Origin of the sequence: Ruegeria atlantica, assembly GCF_013033965.1 — a bacterium.
GTDB lineage: Bacteria > Pseudomonadota > Alphaproteobacteria > Rhodobacterales > Rhodobacteraceae > Ruegeria > Ruegeria atlantica_D.
Map to the genome: position 1 here is coordinate 326,178 of NZ_WQFE01000002.1, position 12,287 is coordinate 338,464.

Here is a 12,287-nt window from a genome sequence, read left to right on the forward strand (position 1 = left end):
ATCACTCGAACACCACGCTGACCGTCGGGTCTCCGGGCAAGCCGTCATAGGATACTGTTGCCCCGCCTTTCCCCTTTGCAGGCGGAAACAGCGGACCGAATGATCCAACGGAAATCAGATCGCCCGGTTTAAACTCGATCCCCTTGGACATCAGCCAAAGAGCCGCATTGGCCGGATGTCCCAGCACGGCAGATCCCGGTGCTTGCGCCAGAACCTCTCCATCGGCGGCGCGGAGTGTGACGGTCATGTCCACCAATGCCTTTCCCATGGCCGCCGCGTCCGTCACAGGAATTTCTGCACCCAGAACACCCAATCTGGGTGAGACGCCGATTGCGGTCAGAGTGACCGGGGTAATCGGTTCGCCTTCGGCGAGTGTCAGATCCGGCAATTCGATAAAGGGGCGGATTGCCGCGATGTTCTGAAGCACTTCCTCGGGCGTTTCGGCTTGATTTAGCCGCGCATCCCCAACGACTAGCACCAGATCGGCTTCGAATACCGGTCGCGCGCCCCAGTCCGAGGGAACGCTGGCACCGTCATGCAGCATCATGTCGCGAAACAGGACTCCCTGAACCGGTTCGGATGCGCCAAACCTTTCTTGCGCTGGCGCGCTGGTAAGTCCGGCCTTGTAGCCAATGATGGGCCCCAAATGCGGCTCTAACGCTGCTGCTAGTCGGGATTGCGTGCACAACGCGTCCTCCATTGAGCCATCTGGCGAAAGCGCAGCTGCGGGCGTACCCAAGATGTAGTCGGCGACAAACTGATCGATCTGAGCCTCCGTTGCGCAATCCGCCGCCAGTGGCTGCGCAATCACGCCGAAACCCATCAAAGCACCAAAGAAAACACGCATAGCACTCCTCCGTTTTACCAAACGTGACATGAGCTTGGATATTTCGGCAACGGTTTAAACAGTTCTTCACGCTCTGTCCGGATGCTGAATGCGGATTGTCCCGGGATCACCAAAGATGAGTCTTGCAGGAAAACTGGCACAGGAACGGCGCGCGCGCCTGGCGGCCGAACGTTTGTTGGAAATGAAGCAGACAGAGTTGTCGGCCGCGAACCGCAAACTGGGCCTGCACGCGATGGCGCTGAGCAAGCGCATCGGTGAAACGCAGGCCGAGGTTGAAACGGTCCGCGATGAGAATGAGAAGGTCAAATCCGACCTGACGGTTGCCAACGCCAAGATCGAAGTGGCCGAACGGCGGTTGTGGCATTCCATCCAAACCATTCAGGATGGGTTCGCGTTCTTTGACGAGGAGAGCCGTCTGATCGGGGCAAACGCGGCGTATCTGAGTGTATTTGACGGGCTGGAAGAGGTTGCGCCAGGTGTGACCTATCCCAGGATTCTTGAGATACTGACGACCGAAGGACTGATTGATATCGGGTCGGAACCGACGTCCGGATGGCATGACAGGATGTTGCAGAGGTGGGCAATGCCACACCCCCAGCCCGAGGTCATCCGGCTGTGGAATGGCCATTACATCAAATTGATCGACCAGCGTGGCCATGGCGGCGATGTGGTCAGCCTGGCCCTGAACATCACCGCATCCGTGCGCCACGAGGCTGAGCTCACCGCCGCCCGCGAACGGGCCGAGGCAGCAAATCGCGCCAAATCGGCGTTTCTGGCCAATATGAGCCATGAGATTCGAACCCCGATGAACGGCATCGTGGGCATGACCGAATTGATGTCAGAAACGCCGTTGGATGAAGAACAGCGACTGTACCTGAACACCATCCGCAATTCAGGCGAAGCGCTTTTGGTGATTATCAACGACGTCCTGGACTATTCAAAGATCGAGGCGGACAAGCTGACCCTGCACCCCGAACAGTTCGACTTTGAACGCTGCATTCTTGAGGTTGCGATGCTGTTGCAACCCAGCGTGCGCGACAAGGGTCTGACGCTATTGGTGGACTACGATCTGTTCCTGCCCACCTTGTTTGTTGGCGATCCGGGGCGGGTGCGTCAGGTTTTGACCAATCTCGTCGGCAATGCGGTCAAGTTCACGTCCAAAGGCCATGTCCTGATCCGCGTCACCGGCGTACCCAACCCGGACGCTCAAACCTGCGATGTGCATGTTGCGATCGAAGACACCGGCATCGGCATCGACCAAGACAAGGTCGGCCATATTTTTGGTGAATTCAATCAGGTCGAAGACGAACGAAACCGGGCTTTCGAAGGAACCGGTCTGGGACTGGCAATTACGAAACGGTTGATCACTTTAATGGGTGGATCGATCTGGGTGGATAGCGAGCCGGGGCAGGGGTCCTGCTTCGGGTTTCGGTTCTCGCTGCCGACGGCAGAAGGCCCGCAACCCGTTCCTCCGGATCTTCAAGGCCGCCTGCGCCATGTGATGATCGTCGAGGATCTGGCCGCCAACCGTGCAATTCTGTCCAAACAACTGGGGCGCTTGGGGTCGCAGGTCACCGTATGCGCATCTGGTCGAGAGGCGCTGGATGCGCTGGATGACAGCGTGAACCTTTTGCTGTGCGATCATGACCTGCCCGACATGGACGGGCTTGAACTGGCTGTGATACTGAAAGACAGAGGTATGGGCGATCTGCCGGTTGTTGTGATGTCGGCCAACCCCGGGGTCATTCACGCCCACCCAGCTCGGCATCTGATCGAAGGCGTCCTGCAAAAACCGATCCCCAGAGCCGAGCTCTACGCACGCCTGCAGGCGCTTGGCCGCACAAAAAGCCCTTCGGAGCTCGCGCCAGATGATCCGGGGTCAAACAAGCCTGAATGTAGTGAAACGCAGCGCATCATGCGCGTTCTCGCGGCCGAAGATAATCGGACCAATCAGTTGATCCTCAGGAAAATGGTCAAGGATCTGAACATCGACCTGCGGTTTGCCGGAAACGGGATCGAAGCGGTGCAGGAGCATCAGGACTTTGATCCTGACCTAATTTTTATGGATATTTCGATGCCGAAAATGGATGGAAAACAGGCCACTGCCGAAATCCGGCGTCGCGAGATTGAAACCGGCAGACATGTACCCGTTGTCGCCCTGACGGCGCATGCAATGGCAGGCGACGATCAGGGGATATTGTCTGCGGGGTTGGATCACTACCTGACTAAACCTCTGCAAAAACGGAAGATTCACCAAATGGTCCTGACCAACAAACCGGATGATTGTTGCCCGGTCATTGCAGAGGAAGGCCGGGCTGATTAGATTGAGTTCATGTCTGAAGATCGTGGATTTCGGCCCCGCGCGCTGGGTGAAATTGCCATCCGCTGCGCGGATATGGCAGCCATGGTTGCATTTTATGAAAATGTCATTGGGCTAAAGCGACTTAGTGGTGACCACAACAGCGCGATCACCTTCTTCCAGATCGCGCCCGGATACGGTGGTCACACGCAAGTATTGGCCCTATTTCACCACGCTGCGGCCCCGCGACCGGACCTGCATCCGACTGGATCGCAAAATCCGGTGACGGGTGGCGCGTCGTCCTTGCATCACATCGCCTTGTCGCTGCCATTCGACGAGCAAGACGCGGTGATGCGATGGTATGACCATCTTGGTCAGCCCTATCGGGTTGAGCAGTTTGGATGGATCGGCTGGCGCGGCATCTTCACCGAAGACCCCGAAGGCAACACGGTCGAGCTGGTCGCATACGATCCGTCGATGCTGGATCAGGCCTGATAGGGGCGCACGAAGACGGGTTTATCTTCTTCGGACAATTCGGGCCGGTATTCATAGCCGCCTGAGTCAAAGTCCAGCAGCCCCTTAGGATCGTTCAGCCGGTTCTGAATGATGTAGCGCGCCATCGCCCCGCGCGCTTTTTTGGCAAAAAAGCTTACGATCTTTGGCGTGCCGGCTTTGTCTTCCATGAAAACAGGGGTGATAACGCGAAGTTTCAGCGCTTTAAGGTCTACTGCGCCAAAATATTCCTGGCTGGCGCAGTTCACCAGGACTTCTGATCCAACCTCAGCACCTTGCGCATTAAGCGCTTTGCTCAGTTGATCGCGCCAGTACTCATACAGGTTCTTTCCGCGACGAGTCTTGAGTTTGCTGCCCATCTCAAGCCGATAGGCCTGAATGGAATCCAGTGGACGCAGTACACCATAAAGACCGGACAGAATACGAAGATGATCCTGCGCCCACGCCATTTCATCGGACTCCAGCGACGCCGCCTCCAGCCCTTGATAGGTGTCTCCTGCAAAGGCCAGCGCAGCAGGGCGGGTTGCCTCGGCTTCGGGCGCGTCTGAAAAGGCGCGATATCGATCTCGGTTCAGACGCGCCAGATCATCGCTCAGGTCCATCAGCTTTTTCAGATCGCCCAAAGTCAGGTTGCGGGCAGTCTTGGACAGGCGGATGGCATCGTCCTGAAAGTCGGGCTGCGTGACCGCGACGTCCCGTTCTGCCCAATCCAGCCGTTTGGCCGGGGAAATCACTACCAGCATATCCGCCCTCTTTCCTTGCCTGTTCCGGCGTATCTAGTGCGTCTGTCGCAACACGTCCAGAAAAGCTGCCCCAAACCGTTCGTGACGACGCTCACCCAGAACATGCTGCATCGCGCGCGGGTCGTCTGACCGCAGCTGAGCAACCTTGGCCAGTTGCGAGGCGGAACAGGTCAGCGGTTTGTCGATCCCGTCGGGACCCCGCGACAGCTGTGACTGCACTTCAAGCAATTGGTCGTAAATATCACCTTGATCCCGGCCAGCCAGTTTGCGGCGCGCAGGGTGCACGGCCTCGACCGCGCCGGCAATGACTTCAAGAAAGATATCGCCGTAGCGTTCCAGCTTTTTCGCACCGACCCCACCAATTCGGGCCATATCGTCCAGCGTCGCAGGGCGTTTTTCAGCCATTTCGATCAGCGTGCGGTCGGGGAATATGACATAGGCCGGGACTCGCGCGGATTCGGCCAGAGCGCGCCGCTTGGCCTTCAAAGCCGACAGCAGCGGCGCATCTTCCTCGGACACCATCATTTTGACTGCGGGGCGGCGTCCGGCCTTACGCAGCGTATCTTTGCGCAGACTGATCTGCGCCTCGCCTTTCAGGATCGGCTTGGCCGTTTCCGTCATGCGCAACGCGCCGTGGCGTTCGGGGTCGGGGCGGACCAGATCATGGCCCATCATCTGCCGGAAAATGGCTTGCCATTGCGGGCGCGACCACTCTTTGCCGATGCCGTAGGTCGATAAATTGTCGTGGCGCCGCGCACGGATCTTGTCGGTTTCATTGCCAAGAAGAATATCGATCAGGTGACCGGCCCCGAACCATTCCTCGGTGCGTAGGATCGCTGACAGGGCCATGCGGACAGGCGTTGTGCCATCGAACACCTCGGGCGGAGTGTCACACAGATCACATTTTCCGCACGGCTTTGACTGTTCACCGAAATACCCCAACAGAGTCTGACGGCGGCATTTCAGCGCCTCGGCCAATCCCAGCAAAGAGTTCAAGCGCGCGTGATCGGCCATACGGCGCTCCGGAGGGGCAAGCCCTTCGTCGATTTGCGAGCGGCGCAGGCGGATGTCGTCGGGACCGAACAGGGTCAGGGTCTCGGCGGGGTCGCCATCGCGTCCGGCGCGTCCGATTTCCTGATAGTAGGCCTCGATGGATTTGGGCAGGTCCGCATGGGCGACCCAGCGAATATCGGGTTTGTCGATGCCCATGCCAAAGGCGACGGTTGCGACGACAATCAGGCCGTCTTCGCGCGCAAAGCGGGTTTCGACAATGCGGCGATCTTCGGCTTCCATTCCACCGTGGTAGTGGCAGGCCGAGTGCCCTTCGGCGCGTAGCGCCTGCGCCAGCACCTCGGTCTTGTTGCGGGTGCCACAATAGACGATGCCTGACTGACCCTTACGCGCTTCGGCAAAGTCGAGGATCTGTTTGCGGGGGCCATCCTTGGCTCCGAAGGCTAGGTGGATGTTGGGGCGGTCGAATCCGCGCAGGAACTTGTTAGGAGGCGTGCCGTCGAACAGTTTTTCAACAATCTCGTCCTGCGTTTCAGCGTCGGCCGTTGCAGTGAAGGCCGCAAGGGGCACATTCAGCGCGCGCCGCAATTCTCCGATCCGCAGATAGTCCGGCCGGAAATCATGGCCCCACTGGCTGACGCAATGGGCCTCGTCTACGGCAATCAGACTGACATTGATCCGGCGCAGCATTCCCAGCGCCGATCCGGCAGCCAAACGCTCGGGTGCCATATACAGCAGCTTGAGACGCCCGGCTTCCAACGCATCCCATACGGCATCGGTTTCTTCGGGGGTATTGCCAGACGTGAGCGCGCCGGCCTCGACACCGGCCTCTTGCAGGCCGCGCACCTGGTCGCGCATCAGGGCGATGAGGGGCGAGATCACGACCGTCACACCATCGCGCATCAGGGCAGGCAGCTGATAACACAGGGATTTGCCACCACCCGTTGGCATGATTGCCAGCACGTTTTCGCCCAGCGTGACGGCATCAACGATCTCTTCCTGCCCGGGGCGGAAGTCGTCGAATCCAAAGACATCTCGCAGCATCGGTGCGGCGTCGAACATGTGCGGGGTTGCCCTGCTCTAAGGTTTATCTGCTCTTAAGACAGGACAATCACATACTAAGATTCAGTGAACAAGAGGTCAGACGAAATAGACCGCATTGTTGATCAGGATAATCCGCAGCGCATAAACGGCGATCAGTACCACCAAAGGCGTCAGATCCAACCCACCCATATTGGGCAGGATGCGGCGGATCGGGCCATAGATGGGTTCAAGGATGCGGTTCAGGCCATACCAGATTTGCGCGACCAATTGTTGATGCAGGTTGAGAACCTGAAAGTTGATCAGCCAGCTCATGATCACATGGGCCAGGATGATGAACCAGACAATGTCCAGGATCAGCAGAAGGATTTGGATCAGCGACAGCATGGGCACTCCGATTTCTAACTAGCTGAGACCTAAGCGCCTGTGCAGCAAAGAGCAAGTGCGCGCCAACAGAACGCTTGCGAATTGGTCCAAAGACCCGTCTTATGAAAGCAACGATAAACAGGGGCAGAAATGGCGGAAATATCCAAGCGCAAGCGCATCTGGGGCTGGTGGTTTTTCGATTGGGCAAGCCAGCCGTACCATACTCTGCTCGTTACATTTGTCTTTGGTCCCTACTTCGCCGGAGTGGCGGCAGAGTATTATCTGACGTCCGGTCTGGATGCCGACGCCGCAGATGCGCGGGCGCAGACAGTGTGGGCGAATTGCATGACCATCATTGGGCTGATCATCGCCTTTGGCGCGCCGCTGATGGGGGCCATGGCGGACGTGTCGGGGCGTCGGATGCCATGGATATTTTCGTTTTCGGTAATGTACGCCGTTGGCTCTGCCGCACTTTGGTACACGATGCCCGACGGGTCGAACATGTGGCTGATGCTGTCGGCCTTTGGTCTGGGCTTTGTCGGGGCGGAATACGCGCTGATCTTTATCAATTCGCAGCTGCCCGATCTGGGCGACGACAATGAGGTTGGCGAGATCTCCGGCTCTGGCTTTGCCTTTGGTTACTTTGGCGGACTGATCTCACTTGCGATCATGCTGGCGCTGTTTGTCGAGCAGGGCAACGGCAAGACGCTGATCGGAATGGACCCGCTGTTTGGGCTGGATGCAGCGACCCGCGAGGGTACGCGCTTTGTCGGGCCGTTCACCGCTGGCTGGTTCATTCTGTTCATGGTGCCCTATTTCCTGTGGGTGCGCGATGATCCGAATGCGGAACGCAAGGGCAGCGTCGGCGAAGCCCTTCGTCTGCTGGGAAAATCCATATCCAACCTGCGCCACCGCACCAGCCTGGCAGCCTATCTGGGCTCGTCCATGTTCTACCGCGATGCGTTGAACGGTCTTTACTCGTTTGGCGGTGTCTACGCGACACTGGTGTTGGAGTGGGATCTGATCAAGATCGGGGTCTTTGGCATCGTCAGTGTTCTGGCGGCGGCTGCGTTTTCCTGGATCGGCGGCAAGCTGGACCGAAAATTCGGCCCCAAACCGGTCATTCTGGTGACCATCTGGGTGCTGATCTTTGTCTGCACTACCATTGTATCGATGGACCGGACGCAGGTCTTTGGCATCCCCTTGGCTGAAGGGTCGGGTCTGCCGGATATGGTGTTCTTCGGCTGTGGCGTGCTGATCGGCGGCATGGGCGGCATTTTGCAGTCTGCCAGCCGCTCGATGATGGTACGCCATACCGATCCGGAGGCGCCGGTCGAAAGCTTTGGCCTTTATGGTTTGTCGGGTCGTGCGACCTCATTTGCGGCACCGATGCTGATCGCGATTGCCACAGCGGTCACGGGAAGCGCGCGTTTGGGGGTTTCACCAATCGTTCTGTTGTTTATTCTGGGTCTATTCCTGATGCGCTGGGTCAGACCGGAAGGGGATCAGAGCAGATGATTTTATTACGTTTTTTGGCGCTACTGGCCGCAATTGCGCTGGCGAACACCGCCTCGGCTCAGCCCTTGGCAAAGCAGTTGTTCGGGGCGCAGAAAGAAAGTTCGCAGCAAAAATCCGCAGCCTTCGGCAGTTATTCGCGCGGATGCGCGGCAGGGTCGGTGCAATTGCCCGAGACAGGACCGACATGGCAAGCGATGCGTCTGTCGCGCAACCGCAACTGGGGCCACCCGGTTGCGATTGACTATGTACAGGACCTCAGCCGAATTGCGGCGAAACAGCCGGGCTGGAATGGTCTCTATATCGGGGATATCAGCCAGCCGCGCGGTGGCCCAATGACATCCGGGCACCGCAGCCACCAGCTGGGTCTGGACATTGATATCTGGATGCTGCCCGGCGACAACATGCGGCTCAGCCGAAAGGCACGCGAGAACATCTCGTCGATATCGCTGCGCCGGTCGAATGGCGCTTTTGTGAATGGCAACTGGACGAAGCAGCACCACGCAGTGCTGCGCGCTGCGGCCAAGGATAAGCGGGTTGCGCGAATTTTCGTTTTTCCCGGGGCCAAAGTCGAAATGTGCAAGAACGAGACAGGCAATCGCGCCTATTTGCGTAAGATCCGGCCCTGGTGGGGTCATCACTACCATTTCCACGTGCGCCTGAAATGCCCGCGCGGATCTGGTGGTTGCGTTAATCAGGATCCTCCGCCAAAAGGCGATGGCTGTGCCGAGGCGCAGCAATGGGTGAACAACATCCTCAACCCGCCCCCGCCCGACCCGAATGCACCGGCGCCCAAGAAACGGCGTGAATACCGATTGGCCGATCTGCCTCAGCAATGCGTACAAGTTCTGCAATCCAACTGATCATCGCGCTATTGCTGGCAGGCGCGGTTTGGGCACTTGATAACAAGAGACCTGATCACATTGGCAGCTTCACTTGGCGTCACTCGGCCGAGTGGTTTGGCGGGTTTTCAGCTGTCCACATCTCGGATAATGGCCGCGAATTGATTGGCATGACCGACCGGGCAACGCTGATCACCGCGCAGATCAAGCGCAAAAGTGACAAGATATCCGACATTCAGATCACTGGAAACTGGCCGCTGATTTCCAGCAGGGGACGTCCACTGACAGGTGGGGCTGGGGATTCAGAAGGCATAGCCGTTGCACCAGATGGCGGCCTGTATGTGTCGTTTGAAAGCACACATCGAGTGGCATTTTATCCTGCGCCAGGGAAAAAGGCACAGGTTCTACCGCGACCTACAGCGTTCGATGACTTTGAGGTCAACGGGTCACTAGAGGCGTTGGCCATTGATCGCCGTGGCCATCTTTTCACAATGCCCGAGGAAAACCGAACCGCGGCCGGTGATATCCCTGTTTACCGCTGGGACGGTCGGGCGTGGTCGACGCCTTTTGTCTTGCCGCAACGCGGAAAATTCCTGCCGGTTGCAGCAGACTTCGGACCAGATGGCAGGTTTTACGTTTTGGAACGAGACGTTGGCTGGACCGGGTTCCGATCGCGCCTGCGGCGATGGCAGTTGGACGGCGATATCCCACGTGCCGAAGAGGTTCTGTTTCAAACCGGAACTGGTGCGCATGACAACCTCGAAGGTTTGTCCATTTGGCGCGATGATCAGGGCCGCTTGCGGGCGACAATGGTTTCCGATGACAATTTTCTGGCGCTTCAGCGCACCGAACTGGTCGAGTACGTGCTGCCCGATTGACACGTCCAAAACAAAGGTCTAGAAGCGCGGCTTGCCTTGGGACGGTCCCTTGGCCAAGTCGCCGCTACCTTGTCAAAACGGGCATCTGAAAATGCAACGCGCTTATATTCCCGGCATCATTGCCATGGCTACTATTGTTGTGGCCTCAAACATTCTGGTCCAGTTTCTGCTGCTGGATGGCCTTCTGACCTGGGGTGCCTTTACCTTCCCGGTGGCTTTTCTGGTCACGGATATCATGAACCGTGTCTACGGCGTGGAAGCTGCCCGCAGGGTGGTATTCGCCGGTTTCGTCACCGGTATCATCTGCTCGCTGATAGGAACGCAAATCATTCTGCAGGGTGATGGGTTCACCTATGCCGCTGTACCGCTGCGGGTTGCGGTGGCCTCGGGCACCGGATTCCTGATCGCTCAGCTGACTGATGTGGCTGTGTTCAACAAGCTGCGCGGCGGCCGGTGGTGGCGCGCGCCTTTGGCATCGACGCTGGTCGGGTCGGCGCTGGACACCACCTTGTTCTTTATCATCGCGTTCTCGGCCTCGGTTACGATTTTCGGCGCGGATGCCGATGCGGCAATCAGCTGGGCATGGGAACCTGTGCCCTTCATGCTGACGGGTCCGATGGCACCCCTATGGGTATCGCTGGCGTTTGCGGATTGGCTGGTAAAACTGTCGCTGGCCCTGATCGCGTTGATCCCGTTCAAAGTAATCGTGGCGCGACTGACGGCGCAGCCCGCGTAAAAAAAGCTTTGCGTTTCGCGCAACTCGTGGCACGATTCCGGGTAACGGAAACAGATTGAAAGGAGGTGATCCAATGTCGAGAAAGGGATTGGAGAGAGGTGTTGGAACAACCGGGGGGATCGCCTGTTAAGGCAGCCCTTGGCGGAGCGCTCGCTCCGGCTGGTCGATTGATCTAACCGACCCAACCTCCTGAGCTTTCGAAGGGCCGTCCCGCTGGGACGGCCCTTTTTGTTTTTGGATCAGGCCTGTAAGGTCGCGCCCATGTTGCGCGTCACCGACGATATCACCCTGCAAGACTGGGAAATGACCGAAAGCTTTGTTCGCTCATCCGGTCCCGGCGGGCAGAACGTGAACAAGGTGTCCACCGCCGTCGAATTGCGGTTCGAGGCGGCGCGCTCACCCTCTTTGCCTGATCCGGTCAAATCGCGGCTCAAGCGGCTGGCGGGGCGACGCTGGACCAAAGAGGGTGCGATCATCATTCAATGCGACGAAACCCGCAGTCAGGCGCGCAACCGAGAAATTGCACGCAACCGTCTGGCCGAGCTTATTGTCCGCGCTACGATTAAACCCAAGCGCCGTATCGCTACCAAACCCACCTATGGGTCGGTCAAGCGACGATTGGCTTCCAAAAAGGCACGGTCGGACGTCAAAGCTTTGCGCGGCAAGGTGGCCGAAGATTGATCTGGTATCTTTGTTGCGCATCGCTACTCTGACCCGGCGCAGTTGCAAGAGGACAAGATCATGAGGTTAGAGGGAAAAACCGCCATTGTAACTGGCAGCGCATCAGGCTTTGGTGCTGGTATTGCGCGGAAATTCCTGTCCGAAGGCGCGCGCGTCATGATCGCGGACATCAACGGTGATGCGGCCGAAGTGCAGGCCAATCAGTTGGGTCCCAACGCCTTTGCACATCAGGTCGATCTAGCCAATGGCCCGTCGGTGCAGGGCATGGCGGATGCGGCTTTTGACCGGCTTGGGCACCTTGATATTCTGGTCAACAACGCCGGCGTAACCCATCTGCCCACCCCGCTTGAGGATGTCAGCGAAGAGGAATTTGACCGCGTTTTCAACGTGAACATAAAGTCTGTCTACCTGACGGCGCGCGCTCTGGTTCCTCATATGAAGTCGCGCGGCACCGGCGCGATCCTGAACGTCGCCTCAACCGCCGGTCTGTCGCCACGCCCGAATTTGAACTGGTACAATGCGTCGAAAGGCTGGATGATCACCGCGACAAAGACCATGGCGGTCGAATTGGCCCCATCCGGCGTCCGGGTGAACGCCATTTGCCCAGTTGCGGGGGAAACGCCACTGCTCAAATCCTTCATGGGCGAGGACACGCCCGAGATACGGGCCAAGTTCCTGTCGACCATCCCGCTGGGCAGATTCTCGACGCCTGAGGACATGGCTAACGCGGCTTGTTTCCTGTGTTCCGACGAGGCCAGCATGATCACCGGCGCAGCATTGGAGGTCGACGGTGGCCGCTGCATCTGATCCGCTCC

General features: G+C 58.2%; 12 protein-coding genes. 8 read left to right on the top strand and 4 right to left on the bottom strand.

Annotated elements, in window-relative coordinates:
• Position 1: 1 nt before the first annotated feature.
• A complete protein-coding gene (locus tag GOW16_RS05485) occupies positions 2 to 847 on the bottom strand; it encodes a 2-keto-4-pentenoate hydratase (RefSeq protein ID WP_254429692.1) in 846 nt (281 codons plus the stop codon).
• A 115-nt stretch (positions 848 to 962) separates the two neighbouring features.
• Here GOW16_RS05485 and GOW16_RS05490 point away from each other — a divergent pair, with 115 nt between their 5' ends.
• Both GOW16_RS05490 and GOW16_RS05495 read left to right on the top strand, forming a co-directional pair.
• Entirely contained in the window at positions 963 to 3,170 is a 2,208-nt protein-coding gene (locus tag GOW16_RS05490; RefSeq protein WP_170411474.1) for a response regulator, read from the top strand.
• Positions 3,171 to 3,179: 9 nt separating this feature from the next.
• Positions 3,180 to 3,641 carry a VOC family protein gene (locus GOW16_RS05495; RefSeq protein WP_170411476.1) on the top strand — a complete coding sequence of 154 codons (462 nt, stop codon included), beginning with the start codon at positions 3,180 to 3,182 and terminating at the stop codon, positions 3,639 to 3,641.
• Here GOW16_RS05495 and yaaA read toward each other — a convergent pair.
• The 3 genes from yaaA to GOW16_RS05510 all read right to left on the bottom strand — a co-directional run bounded on the left by yaaA (position 3,632) and on the right by GOW16_RS05510 (position 6,841).
• Complete coding sequence (yaaA, locus tag GOW16_RS05500) at positions 3,632 to 4,402, bottom strand: peroxide stress protein YaaA (protein ID WP_170411478.1); 771 nt, start codon at positions 4,400 to 4,402, stop codon at positions 3,632 to 3,634. The genes GOW16_RS05495 and yaaA overlap by 10 nt on opposite strands.
• 33 nt (positions 4,403 to 4,435) lie before the next feature.
• Positions 4,436 to 6,475, bottom strand: a complete 2,040-nt coding sequence (gene recQ, locus GOW16_RS05505) for a DNA helicase RecQ (RefSeq protein WP_170411481.1) — start codon at positions 6,473 to 6,475, stop codon at positions 4,436 to 4,438.
• 78 nt (positions 6,476 to 6,553) lie between these two features.
• Positions 6,554 to 6,841 (bottom strand): YggT family protein, encoded by a 288-nt coding sequence (locus GOW16_RS05510; protein ID WP_170411484.1) that lies wholly within the window; start codon positions 6,839 to 6,841, stop codon positions 6,554 to 6,556.
• A 129-nt stretch (positions 6,842 to 6,970) separates the two neighbouring features.
• On the opposite strand from GOW16_RS05510, the gene GOW16_RS05515 reads away from it, so the two are divergent.
• From GOW16_RS05515 to GOW16_RS05540, 6 genes are all read left to right on the top strand, one after another.
• Complete coding sequence (locus tag GOW16_RS05515) at positions 6,971 to 8,338, top strand: MFS transporter (RefSeq protein ID WP_170411487.1); 1,368 nt, start codon at positions 6,971 to 6,973, stop codon at positions 8,336 to 8,338.
• Entirely contained in the window at positions 8,335 to 9,198 is an 864-nt protein-coding gene (gene mepA, locus GOW16_RS05520; RefSeq protein WP_170411490.1) for a penicillin-insensitive murein endopeptidase, read from the top strand. The genes GOW16_RS05515 and mepA overlap by 4 nt, the downstream gene beginning before the upstream one ends.
• Entirely contained in the window at positions 9,171 to 10,055 is an 885-nt protein-coding gene (locus tag GOW16_RS05525; protein ID WP_170411494.1) for an esterase-like activity of phytase family protein, read from the top strand. Before mepA ends, GOW16_RS05525 begins: the two co-directional genes overlap by 28 nt.
• A gap of 91 nt (positions 10,056 to 10,146) precedes the next feature.
• On the top strand, positions 10,147 to 10,791 hold the full coding sequence (locus GOW16_RS05530; RefSeq protein ID WP_170411497.1) for a queuosine precursor transporter: 645 nt from the start codon (positions 10,147 to 10,149) through the stop codon (positions 10,789 to 10,791).
• Positions 10,792 to 11,052: 261 nt separating this feature from the next.
• The gene (gene arfB, locus GOW16_RS05535; protein ID WP_170411500.1) at positions 11,053 to 11,472 is read left to right on the top strand and encodes an alternative ribosome rescue aminoacyl-tRNA hydrolase ArfB; all 420 of its coding nucleotides are present in this window, start codon (positions 11,053 to 11,055) and stop codon (positions 11,470 to 11,472) included.
• Positions 11,473 to 11,532: 60 nt separating this feature from the next.
• Positions 11,533 to 12,279 carry an SDR family oxidoreductase gene (locus GOW16_RS05540; protein ID WP_170411503.1) on the top strand — a complete coding sequence of 249 codons (747 nt, stop codon included), beginning with the start codon at positions 11,533 to 11,535 and terminating at the stop codon, positions 12,277 to 12,279.
• Positions 12,280 to 12,287 lie beyond the last annotated feature (8 nt).